Source organism: Tateyamaria sp. (assembly GCF_039945315.1).
In the GTDB taxonomy this organism is placed as follows: Bacteria; Pseudomonadota; Alphaproteobacteria; order Rhodobacterales; family Rhodobacteraceae; genus Tateyamaria.
The window spans coordinates 14,995-40,373 of the sequence record NZ_JBDUXB010000051.1 but is presented as its reverse complement, the minus strand read 5'-3'; the positions used below and the strand labels follow the sequence as shown (position 1 = coordinate 40,373).

Annotated in this window: 20 protein-coding genes and 1 pseudogene; 11 read left to right on the top strand and 10 right to left on the bottom strand. The window is 57.4% G+C overall.

The features are described 5' to 3' along the window. Positions 1-66 precede the first annotated feature (66 nt). Entirely contained in the window at positions 67-1,656 is a 1,590-nt protein-coding gene (xrtD, locus tag ABJD00_RS15935) for a VPLPA-CTERM-specific exosortase XrtD (protein WP_348420430.1), read from the top strand. A 22-nt stretch (positions 1,657-1,678) separates the two neighbouring features. On the opposite strand, the gene ABJD00_RS15930 is transcribed toward xrtD, so the two are convergent. Genes ABJD00_RS15930 through ABJD00_RS15920 form a run of 3 tightly spaced genes read right to left on the bottom strand, consistent with a single transcriptional unit; the run spans position 1,679 to position 5,022 of the window. Next, the gene (locus ABJD00_RS15930; RefSeq protein ID WP_348420433.1) at positions 1,679-2,521 is read right to left on the bottom strand and encodes a CpsD/CapB family tyrosine-protein kinase; all 843 of its coding nucleotides are present in this window, start codon (positions 2,519-2,521) and stop codon (positions 1,679-1,681) included. 24 nt (positions 2,522-2,545) lie between these two features. After that, complete coding sequence (locus ABJD00_RS15925; protein ID WP_413853657.1) at positions 2,546-4,144, bottom strand: GumC family protein; 1,599 nt, start codon at positions 4,142-4,144, stop codon at positions 2,546-2,548. Next, complete coding sequence (locus ABJD00_RS15920) at positions 4,144-5,022, bottom strand: ExeA family protein (protein WP_348420312.1); 879 nt, start codon at positions 5,020-5,022, stop codon at positions 4,144-4,146. The genes ABJD00_RS15925 and ABJD00_RS15920 overlap by 1 nt, the downstream gene beginning before the upstream one ends. A 503-nt stretch (positions 5,023-5,525) precedes the next feature. Here ABJD00_RS15920 and ABJD00_RS15915 point away from each other — a divergent pair. From ABJD00_RS15915 to ABJD00_RS15885, 7 genes are all read left to right on the top strand, one after another. Further along, positions 5,526-6,221: a sugar transferase gene (locus ABJD00_RS15915; RefSeq protein WP_348420311.1), complete on the top strand. Its 696-nt coding sequence runs from the start codon at positions 5,526-5,528 to the stop codon at positions 6,219-6,221. A gap of 111 nt (positions 6,222-6,332) precedes the next feature. Next, positions 6,333-8,768: a tetratricopeptide repeat protein gene (locus ABJD00_RS15910; RefSeq protein WP_348420310.1), complete on the top strand. Its 2,436-nt coding sequence runs from the start codon at positions 6,333-6,335 to the stop codon at positions 8,766-8,768. Between the two features lie 167 nt (positions 8,769-8,935). Beyond that, a complete protein-coding gene (locus ABJD00_RS15905) occupies positions 8,936-9,547 on the top strand; it encodes a polysaccharide biosynthesis/export family protein (protein WP_348420309.1) in 612 nt (203 codons plus the stop codon). Further along, on the top strand, positions 9,510-10,925 hold the full coding sequence (locus tag ABJD00_RS15900; RefSeq protein WP_348420308.1) for a hypothetical protein: 1,416 nt from the start codon (positions 9,510-9,512) through the stop codon (positions 10,923-10,925). Before ABJD00_RS15905 ends, ABJD00_RS15900 begins: the two co-directional genes overlap by 38 nt. A 213-nt stretch (positions 10,926-11,138) precedes the next feature. Next, a complete protein-coding gene (locus ABJD00_RS15895) occupies positions 11,139-11,798 on the top strand; it encodes a rhomboid family intramembrane serine protease (RefSeq protein WP_413849778.1) in 660 nt (219 codons plus the stop codon). Between the two features lie 296 nt (positions 11,799-12,094). Further along, positions 12,095-13,126: an NAD-dependent epimerase/dehydratase family protein gene (locus ABJD00_RS15890; RefSeq protein WP_348420306.1), complete on the top strand. Its 1,032-nt coding sequence runs from the start codon at positions 12,095-12,097 to the stop codon at positions 13,124-13,126. Between the two features lie 12 nt (positions 13,127-13,138). After that, positions 13,139-14,422 (top strand): nucleotide sugar dehydrogenase, encoded by a 1,284-nt coding sequence (locus tag ABJD00_RS15885; protein WP_348420305.1) that lies wholly within the window; start codon positions 13,139-13,141, stop codon positions 14,420-14,422. Positions 14,423-14,951: 529 nt separating this feature from the next. Here the strand turns inward: ABJD00_RS15885 and ABJD00_RS15880 are convergent. The 3 genes and pseudogenes from ABJD00_RS15880 to ABJD00_RS15870 form a co-directional block, all read right to left on the bottom strand. Beyond that, positions 14,952-15,071 (bottom strand): annotated as a pseudogene (locus ABJD00_RS15880) (ATP-binding protein); the annotation flags it as partial. Positions 15,072-15,253: 182 nt separating this feature from the next. Beyond that, a complete protein-coding gene (gene scpB, locus ABJD00_RS15875) occupies positions 15,254-15,883 on the bottom strand; it encodes an SMC-Scp complex subunit ScpB (protein ID WP_413849775.1) in 630 nt (209 codons plus the stop codon). A 2-nt stretch (positions 15,884-15,885) separates the two neighbouring features. Then, positions 15,886-16,770 (bottom strand): DUF1403 family protein, encoded by an 885-nt coding sequence (locus tag ABJD00_RS15870; RefSeq protein ID WP_413849773.1) that lies wholly within the window; start codon positions 16,768-16,770, stop codon positions 15,886-15,888. A 268-nt stretch (positions 16,771-17,038) separates the two neighbouring features. On the opposite strand from ABJD00_RS15870, the gene ABJD00_RS15865 reads away from it, so the two are divergent. After that, a complete protein-coding gene (locus ABJD00_RS15865; RefSeq protein ID WP_413849772.1) occupies positions 17,039-18,139 on the top strand; it encodes a tyrosine-type recombinase/integrase in 1,101 nt (366 codons plus the stop codon). Between the two features lie 258 nt (positions 18,140-18,397). Then, a protein-coding gene (locus tag ABJD00_RS15860) for an IS5 family transposase (RefSeq protein ID WP_413849770.1) occupies positions 18,398-19,155 on the top strand; the annotation gives its coding sequence in 2 pieces (ribosomal slippage) (positions 18,398-18,719 and positions 18,719-19,155; 759 coding nt in all). Positions 19,156-19,248: 93 nt separating this feature from the next. On the opposite strand, the gene ABJD00_RS15855 is transcribed toward ABJD00_RS15860, so the two are convergent. Both ABJD00_RS15855 and ABJD00_RS15850 read right to left on the bottom strand, forming a co-directional pair. After that, the gene (locus ABJD00_RS15855) at positions 19,249-20,247 is read right to left on the bottom strand and encodes a ParB/RepB/Spo0J family partition protein (RefSeq protein ID WP_413849769.1); all 999 of its coding nucleotides are present in this window, start codon (positions 20,245-20,247) and stop codon (positions 19,249-19,251) included. Between the two features lie 85 nt (positions 20,248-20,332). Beyond that, a complete protein-coding gene (locus ABJD00_RS15850) occupies positions 20,333-21,712 on the bottom strand; it encodes an AAA family ATPase (RefSeq protein WP_413849768.1) in 1,380 nt (459 codons plus the stop codon). A gap of 516 nt (positions 21,713-22,228) precedes the next feature. Here ABJD00_RS15850 and ABJD00_RS15845 point away from each other — a divergent pair. Beyond that, the gene (locus ABJD00_RS15845; protein ID WP_413849767.1) at positions 22,229-23,230 is read left to right on the top strand and encodes a replication initiator protein A; all 1,002 of its coding nucleotides are present in this window, start codon (positions 22,229-22,231) and stop codon (positions 23,228-23,230) included. 275 nt (positions 23,231-23,505) lie between these two features. On the opposite strand, the gene ABJD00_RS15840 is transcribed toward ABJD00_RS15845, so the two are convergent. Then, the gene (locus ABJD00_RS15840; RefSeq protein ID WP_413849765.1) at positions 23,506-23,982 is read right to left on the bottom strand and encodes a CAP domain-containing protein; all 477 of its coding nucleotides are present in this window, start codon (positions 23,980-23,982) and stop codon (positions 23,506-23,508) included. Between the two features lie 72 nt (positions 23,983-24,054). Next, a complete protein-coding gene (locus ABJD00_RS15835; protein ID WP_413849764.1) occupies positions 24,055-25,056 on the bottom strand; it encodes a glycosyltransferase family 61 protein in 1,002 nt (333 codons plus the stop codon). Between the last annotated feature and the right edge of the window lie 323 nt (positions 25,057-25,379).

The following is a 25,379-nucleotide window of genomic DNA, read 5'->3' as shown; positions in this document are numbered from 1 at the left end:
ACAGGAGCACCTGCCTAACGTACCACCGTAACCGACATCCGTGATTAGCAAGGTCCGTATTGACCCATGACGTATTTGAGCCAAGACAACCGTTCGCTTTCCTCCTTTTTAAATCTGGGGCTGTTCTGGTTACTCATCGCCACGATCTCGGCTGTCGTGTTCTATTGGGAGGGTTTTGAGGCCCTGCTGCTGGCTTGGCAACTGCCTGAATACAGCCACGGCCCCCTGATCCCCGTCTTGTCGGCCTTTCTATTCCTGCGCCAACTCAAAGATGTGCCCGTGCAATATGGGAATGTGCCCGACCGGACACCCGGTTTGTGGCTTCTGGCATTTTCACTACTCTTGGCCCTCATGGGCAAGCTCAGCAAGATTGACGATCTTGTCGCCTATGCCCTGATCCTTTGGGTGGGTGCGGTTCTGCTGATCTCGTTTGGGTGGCGCGTGGGCAAGCATTTCTGGCCACCCGTATTACACCTTGTTTATATGCTGCCGTTGCCGGGTGTGATCTATTACAAGCTGTCGACATGGCTGCAGATGGTCTCCTCCGAATTTGGGGTTTGGCTGTTGCAGCAGATCAACGTGCCCGTCTATCTCGAAGGCAACATCATTGATCTGGGCGCTCTCAAGTTGCACGTCGCCGAGGCTTGTTCTGGCCTGAACTACCTGTTCCCGATCCTGTCTTTTTCATATATCTTTGCCGTCCTTTATCGCGGCCCGATGTGGCACAAGGCCGTGCTCTTGCTGGCCGCAGCCCCGATCACGGTGGTCATGAATTCGGTGCGCATCGCAATAGCGGGTTGGATCGCACAGCATTGGGGCATTGATCATCTGGAAGGGTTCACCCACTTCTTTGAAGGCTGGGTGATTTTCATGATCTGCATCATACTCTTGTTCATGCTGGCTTGGGTGATGCTGCGCTTTCAACCCGAGCGTATGTCCCTGCCAGACGCGCTGGATCTGAATACGTCCGGTCTGGGCACCCAAGCGATGCGCCTGACACTGATACAGCCCTCGCGCGCACTGATCATCTGTAGTCTGGTCACCGTAGGCAGTGTCGTAGCATGGCATGCCAAGCCCGAAGTCGCACAGGTCGACGTGGCGCGTGACCCCTTCGCGATCTTTCCGCGCACATTGGGTGAATGGAATTCTTCTCCCAACATCCCGCTCGAGAGTAGCGTCGAGATTACTCTGGGGGCAGATGATTATCACTCCGTCCAGTTGATCAGCAAAACCGCGGAAGCTCCTGTTAGCCTATTCATGGCATGGTACGACGACCAGTCGGATGGTGGCACCCACTCACCTGAAGTATGCCTGCCCGGTGCGGGTTGGGAAATTGCCTGGTTGGAACGTATCGATATTGCTGCTGAACTCGGTCTGCCAGAAGAATTCCAATTGAACCGTGCCGTGATCCAAAAAGGACAGATACGCATGATAGGATATTACTGGTTTGAACAGCAAGGCCGTCATATCGCTTGGGATATCGCAGCCAAGTTCTGGCTGCTATGGAACGGCATTACACAAGGACGCACGGATGGTGCAATGGTGCGTCTTATGACTACGGTGCTGCCCAGCGAAACAGAAGAAGAGGCTGAAGAGAGGCTGAAATCCGTCTTTCTCGAAATGAACAAATTCCTGCCGCGGTTCATCCCGGAGTGATCCGAACCGGACGGGCTGGACATCACCCGTAATACTCATAAGACGTCTCTGACGTTTCATAGCGGCACTTGTTCAGCACAATGCCCAGCACGTTGGTCACGTTTGCGATCTCGCGCTCGCAGGCATCCAGTTCGGGCATCTTGGTCTTTTCCGCAGCCGCCACGATCATCACGCAATCCACCTTGTCGGCAAAAGCCATCATGTCATCGCCCACCTGAAAAGGGGGCATGTCGAACATCATCACCGTGGGATCATACGTAGCCTCGATATCGTTAAGGATCGCGCCCAACTTGGGGTCCTGCAACAATTCGGCGGGCATCATCACCGGGCTTTGTGCCGCGCCGATCGACAGATTGGGGCGCACGCGCAGCCCGTGATCAGCAAAGGGCGCATTACCGTTCACCACCTCGACAAAATCACGGTCCGTCTTGAGTCCGCAGATCTTGCGTAAACTGGGTCTGCGCAAATCTGCCTCGAGGATCAGGGTCCGGCTGCGGCTCTGACGTGACAGGCTGAAACCAAGGTTGAGGACAATCGTGCTTTTGCCGCTACTGGGTCCGGGCGATGTGATCGCGACACGGCGCCAGTTGTTAGCCTGCATCTGCTGCAACATCCGCGTGCGCAGCTTGTCGAACTCGGTCGCCTCGCGATTGCGGTCCAGCGTGACGATACGCTGCGTGCGCAGGCGGCGCAGGGACACATCGGCTGTAGGCAAGGCATCCCAGGCCGCATCGCTGTCATGAGCGTTCGGATGTGCGGCAGGTTCAGTCATCTGTTCGGGTAGCGGCTGGTGCTGCGTCGACACCTCGGTTTGACCGCCACGCTGCGCGCGGGCCTTAGCGATAGCGGATTGAATTTTTTCCATGAAACGCTTTTCGCTCCCTTTGCACTAACCGAGCAGGTCGGACACCGAGTTCGGCAACCGGTCTGTGATCTTCTTGAGGACAAGGTCCAGCGGCATCACATATGTATCCACCGCCCACAATCCGCCCACGATCACGCCCGCAATGCCCCCGAGAACAACCGTCAGGATGAGACGGCGACGGATACGGTCGCGGCGCGTACGGATGAAGGGCAGCACACCAAAAGGGGTCACCTCCAGTTTGTCGATAATGTCCTTGGGACGCCGGATGGAGGTGTTGAGAAGCTCCAGCAGAGCAATGACCCCAAAGCCCAACATCACGCCGCCTACCACCCCGGCAATGGCCAGTTTGGGGCGGTCTGGGCTGGTAGGCTCAGCGGGCGGGACGGCCTGTTCAATGACAGAAATACGTTCGCCCTTGGATAGCGCTTCGATGATGTCGCCGGTTTCGGCACGGCCTCGATTCACCACCGCCTGATCATATTGTACCCGGGCGGCAGCGTAATCGCGTTCCAGCGTGTTCAGTGCGATGGTGTTGGCTGGCGTGGCATCGATGCTTGCGCTCAGCACTTCCATTTCTGCTTCGATTTCCGCACGGCGATTGGCCAGAAACGCTAACTGATTGTCCAGATCTGCGATCTGGATATCATAAAGAGACAGGGGGCTGCCCGTTTCAGTGCTGACCTCGCCATTAGTCTGGGCCTGCAGCGCTGCTTTCTGTTCTTCTGCGACGATCTTTTCCAACGCATCGATCTGCTGTTTCAGGACACGGTTGCGCGGATTGTCTAAGGCAAGCACTGCCACAGAGGACGAGTACCGCTCACGCAACTGGCGCAGACGGGCCTCTGACGGGCTGACGGGCCCCCGGGCTGCCTGCTCGGTCAGCCCGGTCACATTTCCAGTGGCCTCATAAAGCGCTTCCAGACCAGCACGCCGTTCACTTAAGGCAGCTTCCTCGCGGGCCAATTGCAACAGACGTTCTTGGGCCGCCGTAAGCTGGCTGCGCCGAAATTCCAAACTGTTAGGCAAGGCGCCCTTGTTGGCCTCCTGAAAGGCAATGATCTGGGAGCCACGGTTGGCCAATTCCTGATCCAAACGCTCTACTTCCTGCTCAAAGAATTCCAGCGTCTGCCCTGACACCCCAGTACGCATCCGCACGTTTTCCTCCAGCATTGCGGTCACAACCTCGTTAGTGACCTGTGCTGCCAGATTGGGTGAAGTGGCGCTGAAACTGATATTGACCAACGTCGCAGCTCCTCTCCCCCCAGTGGTTCGGATCCGGATCCGACTACGCAAATCCGAAACGATCTGATCGGGGCGCAAACTTTCTCCCGCAGTGCGTGGGCCGTAGATGTTGAGGCGGTTGGCCATGTCCAGAAGCGTGTCGCGGGTCAGGATACGCTGCTGGATGATCTGCAACTGCTCACTGGCCTCGGTGCGCACGGTCGAGGCGGCAAGCTCGTCCGGGATCTGTTCGGATTCCACCACCAGCCGGGCCTCGGCCGTGTAGCTGGGCGGCAGGGTCAGGGCCAGCGACACGCCCATGGCCGTTCCAGCGACAACAAATATCAGGAAATAGGGCAAGCGGCGCATGAACAGCGCAAAGTAGAAACCAAGATCAAGCATCAGGGTTTTCCTGTCACTGGGCTGACCAAACGTAGAGGATCAGTTCCCAGACTGCCTGCAAAAAATGCACCATCACCCAGCACCTGTTGCACCGTTTCCGCCGTCACCGTCAGATCCTCATTGGCAAAGGCATAGACCATACACAGGTCTGCCAACTGGTTTACAAGCCGCGGCACGCCCCCAGAATGCTGATGCACCAGTCCGCAGGCATCCGTATCAAAGATATCGTGCCTTCCACCCGCCTTCACAAGGCGATGCTGGATATAGGCCCGTACGGTGTCTGCATCCATCGGACCCAGATGGAAATGGGCCGACACCCGCTGAGCAAACTGAGACAGGTCGGGACGCATTACGATGTCGCGCAACTCGGGCTGGCCCACCAGAATGATCTGGAACAACTCATCCTTGTTGGAGTTGATATTGGTGAACATACGCAGCTCTTCAAGATTTTCACGACTCATATTCTGCGCCTCATCAATGATGGCAATGGCGCGTTTTCCGGCGGCGTATTGTTCGATCAAATAGGTCTGAAAGCGGGCAAAGAGATCTACATAATCCGTCGTCCCTTCGGTACTCTGCCCAAAGGCAGACATCACCCATCGCAGCAATTCGCCCCGGTCTCCTTGCGCGTTGGACACAAGGCCAATGGTCACGCCCTCCTCAATGGATTGAAGGAGATGTTGTACTAACGTGGTTTTGCCCGCACCCACTTCACCTGTGATCAGAGTGATGGGCGCACGGGTGACGATACCATATTCAAGGATCGAAAAAGCGCGCTTGTGGGCCGGGCTCCAGAACAGGAAATCCGGATCCGGGACAAGCGTGAACGGGCGCTCGCGCATGCCGAAATGACTGGTATATATCTCCAACGTATTCATAACACCTGCTGTCTGTACCTAACACGCATCGCACCATCACCAATGATGCGCCCCAGCCACCAAGCACATCATCTATATAGGATAGCTGACACAGCGCCTATAGGCCTTGCCGTTTATTTCAGCAAGCTGCGTCCAGAATCACACGGCATATACCTAGCCTTCGATTTGGACAATTTTTGGACCTTAACCCGCTTTGATCCCAAATTTTGCACAATGAATTCTTGAGATCTCAACTCAAGGGCGAACTTTTAAAAAAATTATCTCTAAATACAAATAAACCTCACGCTGGGCACGAAAATTCCATAGAAATTAAATAGCGTCCCTGCTATGAAATGGATACCCCGTTTCTAATGTAAATCGCGGCTTTGGCTGTAAAATAGTAATGTAACCGAGTGCACTTTGAACCTAGTAACTCTCTATTCAAGCTTCGATCAACCGCCACACAAGAAATCCGATCTGCCGGACATGTGTGGGCACCGAAATCGAAGCGAACGGATGTTTTAATGACTGCCCAAGATGTATATTTAACCGATACGCTGAAATCCGCGGACGTGCTTTACACAAAGCCAACTCTCGCAGCTCAACCAAAAACTGGCCTCTACCGCAGCTTTTTCAAGCGGGTGCTGGATATGACCCTGATCGTACTGAGCGCCCCTATCGTCCTTCCAGTCGTCATGGCGCTGGCCCTGATTGTCGCGTGCAACGGTGGCAAGCCGTTTTATGCCCAGGACAGGATAGGCAAGAACGGGCGTGTGTTCCGCATGTGGAAGCTGCGCTCGATGGTGTGTGACGCAGATGCCAAACTGCACTCCTATCTGGATACTAATCCGGTCATGCGCGCCGAATGGGACAGCAAGCAAAAACTGCTGCATGACCCCCGCGTTACCCCGGTCGGGCAAATCCTGCGCAAGTCGTCCATTGATGAATTACCACAGCTTTTCAATGTGTTGAAGGGCGATATGAGCCTCGTAGGCCCGCGCCCTATGATGGTTGATCAGCGCATGCTTTATCCAGGTGACGATTATTACGACCTGCGCCCCGGCATCACCGGTTTTTGGCAAATCACGGACCGCAACAATGCGTCCTTTTCCGAGCGTGCCTTTCATGATAGCCACTATAATGCGCGCCTGTCGCTGTTGACCGATATCAAGGTTCTCTTGGCAACAATCCGCGTCGTACTGCGGGGTACCGGCTACTAATCCAGAACCGGGCGACCCAAGATTACGCGGCCTCATATTTTTTGACGAGGCCGTGCAATTTACACCCTTTTGCCTTTGTTTTGATCGCTCTTGCGATGTAACAGGTGAGTTATGTTTAAACGTATTCTGACCGCATGCGCCGTCTCTGCTCTGATTTTCCTTGCCGCCTGTGACAGTGCCGAGGAAAAGGCCGAGGCCTTCTATCAATCCGGCCTTGCGCTGCTGGCCGAGGACGACCCAGACCGGGCAGCTGTCGAGTTCCGCAACGTGTTCAACTACAATGGCGAACATCAGGACGCACGCCGCCAGCTTGCAGAGATCCTGCGCGCAAATGGCAACGTCTCTGGCGCCTTTGGCCAATATCTGCGTCTGGTCGAACAATATCCCGAACTGGCCGATGCCCGCCTGGCCCTCGCTGAAATAGCGATTGACGGCCAGCGATGGGAAGAGGCCGAACGCCATGGTCGCCGCGCGCTTGAACTGGACCCGGATGCAGACGGCACAGACACGGTGCGTGTCTCGCTCGATTACCGGCAGGCCAGCCTCGATGAAGACGTACAAGCCCAGAGTGCGCTGGCCATCGAAGCCCGCGAACTGGTCGAGGCTGACCCGAATGACATCCGCAGCCTGCGCGTGCTAATCGCCCATGCCATGACCCAGAACAACCCCGCGGCAGCCCTGCCCGATATTGATGCGGCCATCGCCTATGACCCCACGGACCTCACATATTACGCCATCAAAATTCAGGCCCTGAACGCCCTTGGAGAAGCCGATGAGATCGGTGACCTGCTGCGCCAGATGTACACGCAGTTCCCCGAGAACACCGAAGTCCAGCAATCGCTGATTTCCTATTACATCCAGCGTCAGGATTTTGCAGGCGCCGAGAACTTTTTGCGCGAGTTGGCAGGGGATGACACCGCCACCCCCGAAGGCTTCGTGCCTGTGATCCAACTGCTGGAACAGACGCAAGGGCGCGATGCCGCCCGCGCCGAGATTGAACGTCTGGCAGATGCCAACAGTGAAAATGCCGATAACCGTGCTTTTTACCGCGCTCTGATCGCCGGATATGACTTTAACGACGGCAACCGCGATCAGGCCATCGCCGATTTGACGGCCCTCGTTGAAGGTGCCGAGCCAAGCGATCAGACCCGCAGGATCAAGGGCACATTGGCCACAATGCTGCTGGCCACAGGCAATCAGGTGGGCGCACGCGCAATGGCCGAAGAGATCCTAACCGAGGATGCCTCTAACGTCACCGCTCTGAAACTGCGCGCCCAGATGCTGATCGACGGCGATCAGGCAGGCGATGCCATCCTTGATCTGCGCCGCGCGCTTGACCAAAGCCCGCGCGATACCTCGATCATCCTGCTGCTTGCGGCCGCGCACGAGCGCAACGGCAACACCCAGTTGCAGGGCGAACGGCTGGCGACGGCTGTCGAGGTATCAGGCTCTGCAGCGCGCGAATCCCTGCTTTATGCCGATTTCCTTGTCCGTCAGGGCCGCGAGGCGGCAGCCCGCTCGGTGCTGGCGGATGCGCGCAATGCAACCCCCGAAAACCTCGACATTCTGGCTCAGGCCGCGCGTCTGGCGCTGGCGGACAATGCCATTGGCGTGGTGCGCGGCATCATGGCCGACCTGGAAAAGCTTCAGGACCAGCCCCGCGCGCCTGAACTGCTGCAAAGCTTGCGCACCGCCACCCTGCTCAGCCAGGATCGCCTCGACGAGGGGCTGGAACTGCTCCAACAGCAGGCCGAAACCTCTGGTGAGGCAGGCGCCGTCTTTGCGGTGCTGCAAACACAACTGCGTGCCGGCAAGCTGGACGAAGCCCGCGCCTATCTGGATGAACAGATGGAAGCGACCCCCGAAGATCCCAGCCTGCGCATGATGAATGCTGCGTTGCTATTGTCCGAAGGCAATGAGAACGCATCCGAAGCCGAACTGCGCGCCATCGTCGACGAATTCCCGAACGCCATAAACCCGATCAACCAGCTTTATTTGCAGCTGCGCCGCGCCGGCAAGACGGAGGAGGCCAAGGCACTGCTGGCCAGCAGTCTTGAGGCCTTGCCGGACGCCACGCGCCTGTTGCTCTACCGCGCTGCCGATCTGGAACAGGAAGGCGACGTGGAAGGCGCGATCGCGATCTACGAACAGCTCTATGATCTCAATTCCAGCAATGTGACCATCGCCAACAACCTTGCCAGCTTGCTGAGCACATTCCGAGATGACGAAGAAACGCTGGAGCGCGCCGCAGCCGTGGCCCGCCGCCTGCGCGGCACCGAAATCGCCGCATTTCAGGACACCTATGGCTGGATCGCCTACAGACAGGGCAATTTCGAAGAGGCGTTGAAATATATGGAACCCGCCGCCGCAGGCCTGCCGGAGAATGCACTTGTGCAGTACCATCTGGGCATGACCTATGTCGCTCTTGAGCGGTCCAAAGAGGCCACAGCAGCCCTGACCCGCGCCATCGAGATTGCAGGGCCCGACACCACACTGCCTCAGATGCAGGTGGCCCGTGAAACGCTCACCACGCTCAAGGGCCAGTAACACGCGCCCTGCCCCACCCACAGCGTTGCTCATTCGCAGCATAGGCCCAAAACTTGGGCCATCACCTGCCAAGATTGCTGTGCCCGTGCAACCACCTGTGGTATCAGATTTGGAAACGACCCGCCGCCTAGGGTGGCTCATAAGTATAAGATCAAGAAGGCGATGACATGATACACCGCACCCGCATCTTTTCCTGGTTTTTGTCCCTGTTGCTTGTGCTGCCCGTGGCGGCCGCAGCGCAAGAAGGCTACCGGATCGCGCCGGGGGATGTGCTCAGCATCGAAGTGCTCGAGGACGAGGCCCTGAACCGCTCCGTTCTCGTGGACCCAGGCGGACGCATCAGTTTTCCCCTGGCAGGTACGATCCTTGCGCAGGGCAAGACGGTGGCTGCGGTGCAGGGTCTCTTGGTGGCCAAACTGGCCCCAAACTTTGCCGCACCACCCAGCGTCTTTGTGGCCCTCCAGCAGGTCGCACCCCCGAGTGCGCCGGTCGAGTCTAAATCGGCGACCATCGATGTCTATTTCGTAGGTGAGGTCAACAACTCTGGCCTCGTCGAGATCAAGCCGGGGACAACGCTTTTGCAAGCCGTTGCAATCAGTGGTGGGGTTACAAGGTTTGCTGCGATCAAGCGCATCCAGCTGCGCCGCACCGGAGCGGATGGCGTGCAACGCGTCACAATTCTTAACTATAAAGCCCTGGCCAACGGGGCCGTGACAAACGATATCGTGCTAAGGGACGGAGATGTCATTCTGGTACCGGAACGGCGACTGTTCGAATAACAGGCATTCGCACAGGCGTAGATACATTTACGCGCGTCAGGGGGCTGGCGCGCTCGCTCTGCTATGCGTCATTGGCGGTGATATCCGTGCGCAAGAGACGCCGCCCGGTCTGACCGCGCGTCTTGATATAACCCAGCGCCTGGAATTCAGCGACAACCCGGATTTCGATGTCGACGGCAATTCGGATTTCTTTGGGCGCACGATCCTCGGCTTCGGGCTAGAAAGCGTCACCAACCTTCAGCGATTTGCGCTGAACCTCGGCACAGATATCGAGGAAGGCCGCGACGACCGCTCTGGCATCAATGTGACGAACTCCTTCGTCAGCCTCAGCTACGACCGCGACACGCGCAATGCGCTTATCGGGATCAGTGCTGAATACCGTGAGTCAGACACCAGTTCGTCATTTTTCGATGATTTCGATATTGATGGCAATGTCATCAATCAGGACAGCGGTACGCGTGAAACTTACCGCTTCGGGCTTGAAGGTGCTGTGGGCCGCGAGGCGCCGATCGGTGCCAGTTTCAGCTGGAATTACAGCGAGATCAGGTACAGAGACATAAACGATCCGGATCTGACGGATCAAAGCAATAGTGATTTTCAGGGACAGGTCGATTTCCGCATCACGCCGCGGATCACCACCAGCCTGACCGGAAAATACTTCGATTTCGACGCGCAGGGAAACGGAACCAACCGCAAGACCACGGGCCTGGGCGTTTCCACCGCGCTTGAGATCAATCCCATCCTGACAGCGGATGTGGGGCTGAGCTATGACCGGGTCGAACGCAGTGGCGACGAGATAGGCACTGACGAGGGTCTCAGCGTCGATCTGGGGCTGATCCGCACTATGACGAACGGATCGGTCGGGTTGCAGTTCTCCTCCGACATCACCAGCAATGACGACGGGCGACGATCCTATTTGAGTGTCACGAGGGATGTAGAATTGCCCCGCGGTGACCTCTCGGTGGAACTTGGGGTGACGGGGGCCGATACGATTGGTAACAACCCGCTGGTGAATATCAGCTACCGGCACGAACTACCCACGGCTGCCTTGACCTTCGGTGTGGCGCAGCGGGTGGTCATAGACAATGATAATAATGAGCGGATCAATACCAGCCTGCGGGCAGGCTATGATCAACAGATCAATAGCCAGTCAAGCTATGGGGTCAGCGTTACTTTCTTAGATCGCAATGATCTCAGTGTAGCGGACGATGACGGGCAGCGTATTGATATCAGCCTCGACTACCGTCACGACCTGACCCGCGACTGGGGGCTCGTCAGCGGGATTTCGCATGCCTATTCGACCGAGGACGATGGCGAAGACCGTCGCCGCACCACAATTTTTGTAGGTCTACAAAGAAGTTTCAACTGGATACCGTGACACGCGCCGGCTCTGACAGGCCGTATCCAACCTGTGCCGCGCAAAACGCATCCTTGCTGCGCCGCTCTCGCCAATACTGCAAATACACGCCCTATTTCCTGCCAGTCTCACCTCTCCCCGTTGTGACGCTCAAGACAGACCTCCTGAGCCCCAGGCAAAGACATCTAACGCAATTTACTTGCAGCGCTGTCAGGCGTCCGCCACTCATGAGCTATGACGCCCCCTACCCCACCCTCTGCCCCCTGGCTGGCCATCCCCTGGCCCGGTGTTGTGATTGCTGTGCTGATGGCGCTGACCTGCGGGCTGGAGCTGATTGTGGCGGCGGCGGACATCGGGCTGATCGGATCGGCACGCTGGCGCGCGCTTGTGCTGCAATACGGAGCCTGCTGGCCAGGTCTGATGCGAGACTGGCAACCCAACTACGCCGCCCAGCCCTGGACGATGTTCTTGAGCTATTCGCTGCTGCATGCGGGGGTGTTGCACCTGTTAGGCAACATGGCCGTGCTTCTGTGGATCGGGCCCGGTCTGGTGACGCGCATCGGGCAGCTAGGGTTTCTGCTGCTCTGGGTTGGGTCGGTGCTTGGCGGTGGGATCGTGTTCGTGGCCATGGCAAATGATCCGACCCCCATGGTGGGAGCCTCGGGAGCGATATTTGGATTGATGGGGGCGCTTGTGATGCTCGACTACGTGCGCACCGGCAAATACGACAAAGCCCTTGGGATCACGGCAGCCCTTGTCCTTCTCAACATCGCGATGCTGATCATCGAGGACGGACTATTGGCCTGGCAGACCCATCTGGGCGGGTATATCGCGGGGGGAGTTATCGCATTGTTTATCACGGATCGGCTCCTCGAGACGGCCGACACTGATTGATCCGGCACCCCCCATTCAATGCGAAGAAAGCCACCCTATTTCCTGCCACCTTCGCATAGCTTTGAAGCCCCAGGGCGGAATCCAAAAAATTGATCTTGTGTTTCATCAAGATCACGCAACAGATCCGGCGCGGCAAACACGTTGCTCATAGCTTCAGGAAACATTACTTCGGAGACGCCCAACTGATGGCGACTGCCATGGTGTCCAAGCGCTAGCTTTTTCGTGCAAATCCTCTGTTGCTGCAATACCCATGCCACGACTCGACAGAGTCTGAATGAATAAATGTGAGCCGAGCGATGCAACAGGATGACCACCCAAAACGAGTTTTTGTGACCGGAACCGCCGGATTCATCGGCTTTCACCTCGCTAAACTGCTTCTGGCTGAAGGCTTTGTCGTGCATGGCTATGACGGGATGACAGATTACTACGACGTGGCCCTGAAACAGCGCCGTCACGGGATATTATTGCAAAACCCAACGTTTTCGATGACGACCGCCCGGCTGGAAGATTCCAAGCGCCTGGAGGCCGTGACAGAGGCCTTTGCTCCGGATGTCATCATCCATCTGGCAGCTCAAGCCGGGGTCCGCTACAGCTTGGAAAACCCACGTTCTTATATCGACAGCAACATTGTCGGCTCCTTCAACGTCATCGAAGTCGCCCGTCAACTCAAGGTGCAACATTTGCTCATGGCATCGACCTCGTCCGTCTATGGGGCCAACCAGACAATGCCGTTTGCCGAGACGGACAAGGCCGACACACCGCTGACGATTTATGCCGCAACCAAGAAGGCCAATGAAAGCATGGCCCATTCCTATGCGCACTTGTGGGATCTGCCTATAACGATGTTCCGCTTCTTCACGGTCTATGGCCCTTGGGGCCGGCCTGACATGGCCCTGTTTAAATTCGTTGACGCGATCCTCAAAGACCAGCCCATTGAGATCTATAACCATGGTGAGATGTACCGGGATTTCACCTATGTAGAGGATCTTGTACACGGCATCCGGCTATTGATCGACGCAGTGCCCGAACGGCCCGCTTCTACGGACGCGATTGCGACGGACGACAGCCTATCACCTGTGGCGCCCTACCGGGTGGTCAATATCGGCAACTCTGACAAAGTCCGGTTGCTCGATTTTGTAGATGCGATCGAAACCTGCCTTGGGCGCAAAGCACAGCGCACCTACATGGATATTCAACCAGGCGATGTCCCTGCGACCTGGGCCAGCGCCGAATTGCTGTACAATTTGACAGGTTATCGCCCACAGACTGACATCCGCACAGGCATCGCACAATTCGTGGCCTGGTTCAGAGACTATTACGAGAAATAACGGGCAAGAACGATGATACTGCATAGACCAGACGCGTTGAACGTCGCGGTGATCGGATTGGGATATGTCGGATTACCGTTGGCAGCAGCATTCGGCGCAAAACGTCCAACCCTTGGCTTTGATATCAACACAGCACGCATTGAGCAGCTGCGCAGAGGCGACGACGCCACCCAAGAAATGGCCCCCGATGAACTGTTAGCGGCTCACCACCTGACCTTTTCAGATCAGGTAGAGGACCTTGCCGCCTGCAACACCTATATCATCGCAGTCCCCACACCAATTGATGCGCATAAGCGACCAGACCTCTCACCACTTTTGCGTTCCTCTGAAACTGTGGCCGATGTGCTTCGACACGGAGATCTGGTGATCTACGAATCCACCGTCTTTCCAGGAGCGACAGAAGAGGTCTGCGTGCCCATCCTCGAACAGCGGTCTGGGTTGAAACTGAACCGAGATTTCTTTGTCGGCTACAGCCCTGAACGCATCAACCCCGGCGACAAAGTTCATCAGCTTGCCTCGATCTGCAAGGTGGTCTCGGGTTCCACTCCAGAGGCCACAGCACTGATCGAGGCGCTCTATGCGGAGATCATCACCGCTGGCACTTACAAAGCCAACAGCATTCGCGTAGCCGAAGCCGCGAAAGTCATCGAGAACACCCAACGCGACCTCAATATCGCACTGATCAACGAACTAGCCGTGATCTTCAACAAGCTTGGTCTGGACACCGAAGCCGTCCTGCAGACCGCCGGCACCAAATGGAATTTCCTGCCATTCCGACCCGGCCTTGTTGGCGGGCACTGCATCGGGGTCGATCCCTACTACCTGACCCATAAGGCACAAGAGATAGGCCACCACCCCGAAATCATTCTGGCCGGACGGCGGATCAATGACAGAATGAGCGGCTATGTCGCCAGCCAGATGGTCAAGGCGATGCTACACAAAGGTATCAACATGGCTGGTGCACATGTTCTGATCCTCGGTATCACGTTCAAGGAAAACTGTCCTGATGTGCGCAACAGCAAAGTGGTCGACGTAGTGCATGCGTTTGAAGAGTATGGGTTGGCAGTAGACGTATATGACCCAAACGCCGACGCTACAGCCACATACGATCAACACGGCCTCAGCTTATGCGCGCGTCCAGAGACAGGAAGATACGATGGTATCCTTTTAGCAGTCCCACACACACAATTCCGCAGCATGTATGCCGCGGACATACGTGCCTATGGCAAATCCGTACATGTTTTCTATGATATGAAAAGCGTCTTTTCCAAAAGCAGTAGCGACTTGCGCCTATAGCCTAACGAATTTACCAGCCCGCCCAAAGAGAAGTCACATTTCTTGAGTAGTACCACACGGTCCACACTCACTTGGCAACACATCCCGATCCAGAATTGGAGCTTCCCAGCTCTGAAATCGTAGGCGACAACAAACTCCCCAGTCTCTCCTCTTACACTTGCAAGCATGTGTTGCTACGCCAGCAGGTGTATTGGCCGGGTTTCATCTTGTATCCGATCTGCGCCTGCACACCGGCAAGCTTTGCAAGACGCGCGACGCGGTTCAATCCACCTCTGTAGTGACTTGCCAGCGTCTGTGGGAAATGGTTTCGAGTTGGAACTTTTTGGTTATGTCGGAGGCCAATATTTTTGGGTACAGACCTCAAGTTTTTGGTTTCTTTTATGCGAAGTAATCGGGGGAGGACGCAGAATTTAGTATTTGCTCTTTGGAGCAAACCCACCGACTTCTAGTCGATCCCTGTTGAATTTCATTGAGAACTGGCCCGGTATTGTCACCGAGATTTAACCCGCCTCTAATTATGTATCAGCGGCTATACTTTGTTCAATATGGTGGCCTCCTTTGATGTTTTCTTCGCGGCTTCTGAACTGGCTTTGAAGCGATAGCTGCAGTTGCCAGTCTCGAGGATGTGGCAACGGTGCGTAACTCTGTCTCAGCAAGCGAATTAAATGCGTTGCCCCTACCCAGCCCCACAGATCTGGCTGATTTGACACACCTGATTCAAATTGGCGCAGGAAAAAACGAAATCGAAGCCGAGTGTTGACGACTCATTCTGTGCTACTCTCTGGCAGCCCAGACCCGTGCAGTTGCCGCATGAGTAGCAGTCAAAAAGTTTCAACGATAGAACCGTCCAAGGCCTCCTCCAAACTTCACTCCCTCCGCCAGACCCGCATCTTCCAGCTGTTCTCGATCCGGCAGGTCCTGGAGCGACTTCAGATCAAAGGCCACGAGGAACCGCTGCGTTGTAACGTAAGTGTAAGGCGCGCCACGTCGCGGGGATCGCGGTCCGGTTCCGATCAAGCCGCGCGCATGCAGCCGTCCGATCAGGTCACGGCTGATCTCCTTGTCAAAAATGTCCTTTAGCCGCTCCCGTGTGATCGGCTGATGGTAGGCGATAGCGGCCAGCACCGTGACATCGAACTCGCTCAGGTCCAGCAACTGGTCCCCGACATCCGCCACAGCGCGGATTGCGGGGGCGTAGGCGGGTCGCGTCCGAAACATCCAGCCACCGGCGACCTGGGCTATCTCGAAGGCCCGCCCTTCAAGATCGGCAACAAGGTCCTCGACCAGCAGATCAACCGCGGCCCCCTGCCCCACCACGCGGGCCAGATCCTCGCGCGGCACGGGCGCGGCAGAGGCGAACAGGGCTGCCTCGATCCGGCGCATCCATTCCCGCCAACGCAGCTCTGGAGCTAGGTCGGGCAACTCGCGGTCAAGCTCTGGTTCAGAACGATCCTTCGCCATCCCTACACCCCGTAAAGCCGGAAGGTGTCGCGCCCGGTCAACTCGCGCACGACGCCGAGTTCGACCAGCCGGTCGCAGAGCCTCCGCGCGGCGCGATCCGGCAAAGGCAAGGCCGAAGGCGTCACGGCATCGCGGGTTAGGAACATCTCGACCGCGTCGCCCGCCCGCTTGGCGCGCAGTTTCGGAGCCACCGTTTTCAAATGCACGGCCCGCCGCGCGAGATCTGCAGCCAGGCGCACAGCTTCAACCACCGACGAAATGAGCGCGCGATGACAGGCCAAGCGCAAGTCCTCCCCATCCTTGCGCAGGTCAGCGCGTTTCAGGCCCGGGGCCAGCAGCGGCACGAGATGATCCCAACCGAGCGCCTGAGCGATAGCGGCATCGGCGAGGATCAGTGCCGGAACTTCGGCATGCGGCGCCTCTGTCACCACCGCCTCGAGCACCTTGACCGCACGGGCGACGGGCGCCCCCCGCCCCGCATCGAGCCATGTCGCGATCTGACCCGGCTCAAGAGTCGGCAAAGCCCGACCCAGAGCCTTGAAAGTCACCGGCCGCTCCACTGCGCGCCGCCAGGCAAGGTAGGTTTCGCCCACCGGTCCTGGCAGGTCGCACGGACGCAGAAGGTGCACACCGTCGCGCAATTCCTCGGCCCGCTCCGGGCGGCCCGAAAACGCCACACAAGCCTCCGCCGCGCGCAATGCCAGCCTGTCCCACAACAAGGCTTGGGGCACCTCCTTCCGCCCCACCACAAGATGCAGGTGGTTCAGCGCCGCACCCGACAAAAACGTACCATCTTCAAGGGTTTTAGCGCGTGCGGAGGTGACCCAGGCAGGCATCCGGGGTAGTGTGTCCATATCGCTGATGTGATCCGGCCAGGCAGATGTCATGCTCAGAGCCTACACTCGTGCGGCGCTTTCTGCCAGTAAATGGCGAGATAACCGCCCTTCCTTGTCGCTGCCCGCAATGTCCAATAAGTTTGCATTATCGGACATAAGTGGGATAGGCTCGGAAACATGGACAACACGCCCCAAAACCAGCCCCCAGACGCCCCGAAATCGCGGCCAACGAACTCTTATACAACGAACGTAGCGCAGCGACGTCGTTTGTTGGCAAGTGACCAGAAAACACCCGGCCTCTCGCTTTGCTCGACCCCGCATGTCCCGAAAGACACATAAAACAAACCAACAGAACGACGGAGACGAGAGAGACAAGGCACTTGCCCTGCCCGCCCATGTCGCGGGCCGCGCAGGCCTGGCCGGCTCCGACACGCTTGATCGGCTCGTCGAGACCGCCCGTGACTATGCGAAGGCTTCGACAACCGAGAACACCAACAAGGCCTACGCAGCCGACTGGAAACACTTTGCGCGCTGGTGCCGTTTAAAGGGCACCGACCCCCTGCCCCCCTCGCCCGAGATGATCGGGCTTTATCTCGCGGACCTAGCCAGCGGCGCGGGCTCCTCCCTTTCGCAGTCGGCGTGCCGACCCCTATCGGTTTCGACCATCGACCGCCGGCTTTCCGGTCTCGCCTGGAACTACGCACAACGCGGGTTCTCGCTTGACCGCAAGGATCGTCACATCGCCACCGTTCTGGCCGGGATCAAACGCAAACACGCACGTCCACCAGTTCAGAAGGAAGCGATCCAGGCCGAGGGCATCCGCGCCATGGCCGCCACACTTGGTTTCGAACTGCGCGGACTTAGGGACAGGGCGATCCTGCTCGTAGGCTATGCTGGGGGCCTTAGACGCTCGGAACTCGTCAGCCTGGACGTGGGCAAGGACGATACGATTGATTCAGGTGGCTGGATTGAGACCCATGACGACGGCTTGGTGTTGAGGCTGAATGCCAAGACCGGCTGGCGCGAGGTGGAGATCGGCCGCGGATCCTCAGACCAGACCTGCCCAGTCCATGCGCTCGAGCAATGGCTGCACTTTGCCAAGATCGACTTCGGCCCGGTCTTCGTCCGGACGTCGCGGGACGGCAGACACGCCCTTGATACCCGCCTTTCGGACAAACACGTGGCCCGCCTGATCAAAGAAACCGTGCTCAAGAGCGGCATCCGCGCCGACCTGCCCGAAAAAGACCGCCTCGCGCTGTTTTCCGGTCACTCGTTGCGTGCAGGGCTGGCCTCTTCCGCCGAAGTTGATGAGCGATATGTCCAAAAGCAGCTCGGACATGCCTCCGCCGAGATGACCCGGCGGTATCAACGCCGCCGCGACCGGTTCCGGGTGAACCTGACCAAGGCCGCGGGGCTGTAAGCCAGATCAAACGGCCGCTTTCTGATGTAACCCAAAATTGCAAATGGCAGTGCTTTATGCACCAGGTCAGCTACGCATACGCCTCCACATAAGAGTAGCCCATCCCTGTCTGCAATATGCGGGATGTGCCGGGATAGTCGAAAAACACGTTTTAGGTGATAATCACGCCAGAGCAGCACTTGCCTGCGCGCTCTAGGGTCAGGACCCATTGATTTCCGGGAAGCTGCATGATTCACCGTTGGAAAAACGAGCGGTGACATGTCTGATCTTTTCTGGTTGAGCGATGCGCAGATGGCGCGTTTGAGGCCCTATTTTCCAAAGTCCCACGGCAAACAACGCGTTGATGATCGACGTGTGCTGAGTGGGATTATCTTCATCAATCACAATGGTTTACGGTGGCGTGATGCGCCGAGGGAGTACGGTCCTCACAAGACGCTCTACAACCGTTGGAAGCGCTGGAGCGATAAAGGCATCTTTGCGCAGATGATGGTCAGTCTGGCGGCCAGCCACGGCGAAGAGAAGACCGTGATGATCGACGCAACCTATCTCAAGGCCCACCGGACAGCGACCAGCATGGGCGTAAAAAAGGGGGGCGTGGACGCCTAATCGGTCGGACCAAAGGTGGCATGAATACCAAGTTGCACGCCATCTGCGACAGCCAGGGCCGGCCTCTCAACCTGTTCGTCACCGCCGGTCAGGTGAGCGATTACATTGGCGCAAGGGCATTATTGAGCAGCTTGCCAGATGTGGATTGGCCACTCGGCGACCGGGGTTATGACGCTGACTGGTTCAGAGAAGCGTTGAAAGACAAAGGGATACGCGCTTGCATTCCAGGCCGCAAACAACGGAAGAAGCCGGTGAAGTACGACAAGCGTCGCTACAAGCGCCGAAACCGGATCGAGCTCATGTTCGGTAGGCTGAAGGACTGGCGGCGCGTTGCAACCCGATACGACAGATGCCCAAAGGTCTTCCTATCAGCCATCGCACTGGCCGCACTTGTCATTTACTGGCTATGAGTCCTGACCCTAGCTTACTTGCGGTGTAGGAACAAAAAATGTTTCGCGTGCGAAACATCAGTAAACACAACTCAAGAAAAAGCGAAGGAAGCATCAGTGCCTGCTGCGCAGCCAATCCCGTAGGTTCGCCAACAACGCGTCATCGACACCTGGCCCGGACAGTGTCGCTTTGCCGGTTTGTACGCGCAATTCCACTCCCTCCACAATTCGTTCCAAGGGTGGAGAAGGTGCCGCCTGCGTCAGCGCGCGCATACAACGCTCCAACACAGCCCGCTCGGCAGCAGCATCTGCCAGAGGCCGCGCCTTACCAAGGTGCGCAATCAACTTCACTTTGAATGCTGGCTGCGCCCGCATCGCCCCCACCAACGCCAGTCCCAACTTCTCAGGAATAGCACTTGGGAAAGACAGTTGATCGTCCAACTCCACCAGTTCTGTAAAGCTCAGGATCTTCGACCGCTTGGCGCGCCGCACGGATAAAAACAGGCTCTGTACGGCGTGTTTGGGGCTCTCATACACACCCTCCTCTGCCGCTTTTACCGCGATCCGGGCGCGTTCGTAGAAGCTGAGGTTTGCGCGCAACTCATTTTCTTCGACCATGGCGCGGTAGGCGTCCGGGGCGCCGTTGGGGCTGCGCACGAGGGCTTGTATGTAGGCAAAGCGGGCGTCCTCGGGGGCTTCGGCTTGCAGGGCCTGCAAGGCCATCAGGCGGCGCCAGCCAGAGATCAGGCCGTAGCGCCCCTGCCCGAGGTCCACCACTTCAATCGGAGTTTGCTGGCCACGGTCGCGCAAGCTGTCCGTCAGGCTCAACATGTCATCCTCGTCGACCGCCACCCGGTCGCGCACCAGATGGTTGGCCTCGATCGCATCGAGAGGAAGACGCAGCACCATGCGCCCTTCTGCCCGTGCGCTATGCAACTCGGCGCTGACCTCTTCCAACGCTGCGTGACGCGCTGCATCACCGGCTACATCAGCAATCGGCGCGCGGGTGCCGACCCAGCCGTTCATCGCCTTGGTTTCCAGCTCTCCCGATCCTGCCAGAGGGTCGGGGATTTCAAAGGCAGGGGCAGGGCTCAACCGTTTGCGTTTGGCCATGATCAGGCTCCTTTCTTGGGGCGGCGCTGTGCCAAAGCAGGCTCTATGCTGGGCTTTGGTGCAGGTCTCATGCGCAAGTATACCGTCATTCCGCCGCTGTTGCCTCCGCGCGCATCTCATCGCGCCGCCAGATGCCGTAAAGCAGGCGTTTGAAGCCTGCATAGGTTTCGTCAAAGGTCGCGCGTCCGCGGGCATAGGTGTCGCGGTTGAAGTCGCGGTAATCGGCCTCGTAGATCCCATTCACACTCTCGCCTGCTTGCCCGATCAGCGCAGTAAAATCCTGCCGGTAGGGGCTGAGTGTGCGGCCCATATAAGCTTGCATGAGGCTGGCTAGTTCGGTCTGCTGGCTGGCATCAAAGCGCGTGATGATCGTCTGCACCGCGTCCCATTCAAAGGCAATCTCGGGGCGGCCCAAAGCGCGGGCGGCGGTGTTCTCGCCCTCTTCGATCGAAGAAAACGTGGCGTGCAGCATATCAAAAAACCGCCCCGTCGAGTCGAATTCCATGAAAGACGCGCCCACCGGGACCAGCAGGATATCCGCCGCCGTCAGCCCATTGATGGTGAGGTAGCCAAGGGCAGGGGGAGTATCGACGAAGATGAGGTCGTAGTCATCCAGTACCCCGTTTTCGGCCAAGGCGTCACCAAGCGCATCCCACAGCTTCCAGCCCCGCGCGGCCATGCGCCAGACCGGGATCTGGAATTCGGACCAATAGAGGTTCAGCTGTGCGCCGATCAGATCGATGTTCGGCCAGTGGGTTTTCTTGATCACATCAGCCGCGCTGATGCCCAAAGCCTCGGTGAGGGTGTCATCAAAGGGCAGGGGAGGATCACCCCGATCAATGCGGCGCTGGTTTTCACCGCGCAAATACTGGGCGTAATGCCGTGCGATCAGAGGAAAGGCCGTGTCCCATTCATCCTCAATGCGCGCGCCAAAGATCGACGACATCGATCCTTGGCTGTCCAGATCCACCACCAGCACCTTGTAGCCGTCCAGAGCGGCGGACATGGCCAGATGGGCGCAGGTCGAGGTCTTGCCCACCCCGCCCTTGAAGTTGGCGATGGCAACCACCTTGGCGGGCAGGCCCTTGGGGCGGTAGGGCAGGTATTCCTTGGCCTTTGATCCCTCCTGTCCGAAATGGGCGCGCAAAGTCAGCACCTCGTCCAGGGTAAACCATTTGGCGCCGCCTTCTGTTTCGCTAACGCCTTGCGGCAGATCAGGGTTCTGGCGCAGCACGCGGCGGAAATGGGCTGGGGCAATGGGGATCAGATATTTGGTGATTTCCCATGTTGAAAAGGGACGCAAAGAGCGCTGCCCTGCCTCGTCCAGCCCGCGGCTTTTGAGGTCATTGCAGCCATTAGCGCAGGCTTTGGCAATTGCACTCAGATTATCGGCGAGCACCGGAGGGGCCAGCTCAGCTTGCGCGCGATCCGGGGAGATGTTGAAATAGGGAGGAAGGTTATCCACACTGTCGCCTCATGCTCGGGACTGGGCTGTTATCGCCCATGTCACATGTTTTAGCCATCCTGCCATGAATGGTGATACATGGGAAGATTTTTATTATGTCTAAGTATCACTGGTGGGTTTATTGGGGCATTTGCCCTTTTAAAGCTGGGGTTTGAGCCGTCCCGCGCCCGCTTTTCAGTTAAATTTTTGTTATATACTAGTTACATGACTTTGGATGTCCGTACTCTGCGTTTTCTTTCAAAGACTTGAGGTATCTTTTCAGAGAACTACCGACTCTGAAACCCCGAAAGAGCGACTCTGATCCCACGCTGCACCGACTCTGAAACCCCGATGGCAGGGGCCTTGTTGCTGGACGGAGTTATCCACAGGCCTTATCCTTGGTGTAAATGAAACCCCGAAGCCAGATTCGGTGCCTTCGCACGGTCATGCCGACGCGCTGTGGTGCAGATGCACGATGAGCATGGCTAAAATGGGGGACGATGAGGACAGGCAGATGATCACATCATGGTGGCTCCGATGAGCGGCGCTGTACCCGCGCAAGGTGGTGGGGCATCTCAGGGCGATTTTTTTGTCTGCGATTTTTTTGCGGCGGTGCCCAAGCACGATCTGGCCACAATGGAGCACCCGCTGTTTTCGCTCTCCACCCGACCGGACCGGCGCATCTTGGAATACACCCACAACGGGACCGATATCCGCATCACCCCCAGCGTGAAGGGGCGGGCGACGATCTTTGACGCAGACATCCTGATCTTTTGCATCTCCCAACTGATGGCGGCGATCAATGCGGGCAAGCCGACCTCGCGCCATCTGACGCTGACCGCCCATGATTTGCTGCTGGCGACGGGGCGTGAGACCTCTGGAGATGGTTATCGCCGTTTGCGCGATGCGTTTGAACGGTTGGTGGGCACGCGCATCACGACCAATATCGTCACGGGCGAGGCTGAGACCACCAGCGGCTTTGGCCTGATCGAAGCCTGGGAGATTGTGCGCCAGAGCCGGGCAGGGCGCATGGTGCGGGTTTCTGTGACGCTGTCCGAATGGCTCTATCGCGCAGTGCTGAGTAAGTCAGTTTTAACCCTGAACAGAGATTACTTTTCCTTGCGCCGCCCGCTGGAGCGGCGGATGTATGAACTGGCACGCAAGCACTGTGGCCGCCAGCCGGTGTGGCGGGTGTCGGTGGGCACGCTCTTGAAGAAATCAGGGTCCACCAGCCCACGCCGCGTGTTCCGCGCTATGCTGCGCGACATCATCGCGCGCGATGGGCTGCCTGATTACAGTGCGAGCGAAGTCCCCGGTGATCTGATTGAGATCCGCCCGCGCGAGGTGATTGAGCGGCCCGACCGCGCGCCGCAAATTAGTACACAAGCCATGGATCAGGCGCGCAGCCTTGCGCCGGGGATGGACGTCTATGCGCTGCAGGCCGACTGGCTGGGTGTCTGGACGGCGTCCGGCCAGCCCGCCTTACGCAGTCCTGACAAGGCGTTTCTGGGCTGGGTGAAGAAGCATCATGGGGGCTAAAGTGGGTGCGCTCGTACAAACATCGGATATAAAAATCTGTTAAGATCTTTTTGACAAATGCAGTAGTCCTCTGGTGCCCAGCGACGGGCCGGACAGGCAGTGCCGTGGAACTGACGGCGTCCAGGGGTCAAGAGCAACTGTGCTAAGAAGCGAGCGCCACGGAGACGCGCTGCGCTTTGTAACGACGGCCAATACAGTCTCGGCACTGTCCATTTCGGCCAAAAAATACTTTTGTGAATTCTGGCGTGATTCCCATTTCTCCTTTGATGCGCCTGTCAAGCCGTGCCGAAGATGGCCACCCACCAAATCTTACCATCCGTATCAGATGTCATGGCAAGACCTATGTCGCGTGCCCGATGATCCATCAACACTTCGTGGGTCGCAGTGTCAGCAAGCCAGTATGTTACGGTGTCAGGAGTGAAACGATGCGTTTCAGCTAGGGCCTGCCCGAGGATGTGTCCGGTGTATCCCAGTCTTGCAGCGTGGCGGTCTGGCGTGTTTTCGGACGCGTCCAGATGGGTTAAATGACCTGTTTTTTGCAGATAGGCGGCGTGGTTCTGTGCCAAAGTGTCAAGCAGGGGGCGTTGTATCAGGCGCGTCAGTCCCGCTCTGCGACGCGCCTCTGCCAAAGCACGATAGACTTGTGTGACCTCGTGACTGCTACCATTAGGCATCGACCAGCGCAGTGCCCCCGTTATCGAACTGGCGACAAGGCCGATCGCGGCTGCACTCAAAACCGTTCTGCGCTGCATATGGCCTGTCTATACCTCGTGTTTAGGGATGGTGTTTTACCTTAGCGGGGCCATTATCCCTCGGTACTGAGGTCACAGTTCGATTTTGATCCTGTCAAGTGCAAATCGGACCGAGTCTGGATCAACGGCGAACGCCTCTAATGAGTGCTGCCGGTAAGGTTCTTCTAGACGATAAATGTGATCAATGTGATTTTTGCGCATATATCCGCGTACGCCACACCACATGCCTGCTTGTGCTGCAACAACGGCGCGATAAACATTAGTTAGATGACCAACTGGGAACAACTCTATGAGCTTGATCGCAGGGCGGGTGCTGTCGCGATAGAGCATCGGCGCCAGTGCTGCGCCATGTATAGCCACAACTTCCTGCGCATTTAGAAGATAGCTGAACTGCTTTTCAGGGCTGAGATCCTCCATATAGAGGGTCTGAAACCCGTATTCTGACAAGAGCTGGGTTATTTCCTCTTCGTTTGTCAGGTTGCGTGTGGATTTGCGGGACAAGAACAGTCTGTCCGGACTGTCATTTTGCAGCGTGAGTGTCTTGTCGCGTATTCGGGCTGCCACCGGACTGGCGGTTGGGTCAGTTAAAAGGCTGTTTCGGACGCCGCGAATGCAATTCCAGTCGTCAAAATCTATGTGTACGCCAAAGCCGGTGACCTGAGCATCTGTATAGACGCATTGCATTTTGAGGGTCTGTGCCATTACTCGTATATACTGCGGCATTTTGGCTGGCAGAAGCACACAAAACCCAAGTGGGTTGATCCCGAGTGTATGTGCGGCGAGCGCCAGAAAAGCCAGATGTATATTCAGGAAATGTGCCCAGTTTCCCGGATTTCCGGCGCGTAAATCGAGGATGAGACGCTGATCAATCTTAAAGGATGGAGGCCGCTTCAGTTGGCGCAGCCTTGATTTTAACCCACCACCGCTGGGGGGGGGGGCAAAAACCTGCTCGCCGACGCTGATCCTCACACGGCCCCCACCCGTTTTGGTTACCGCCAACCTGACTTCTTCACAGCGCGGCATAATACGGTCGACCAGAAAGGAGCGCGGTGTAACAAGCCAAGCTGCGGGCATGTGAAGCGCCTCTAACACCAGATTATGGTCGCCGCTGACTAGAGAATGTGACACTGTTCTTTTGCCCCGCGCAAAACCATTTCTTGTGCGCAGTTTACCTGCGCAACCTGTTTGACTTAAGACTATGACGCCTGCTGGAGCCTGTCACGTGGTTCGAGGTGTTGGTGCATTGTTTGGTCCTTGGTAGTTATGCCGCCCGGGAGCTGTGGCGACCAAATTACGGCATCCCACCCGCGCGTTGCATCCGCAGCTTGCGTCTTGTTCGGGGGCCTGTCATCTACATTTCCAAATGAACAGACGCTCAATGACAGCACGAGCCTGGT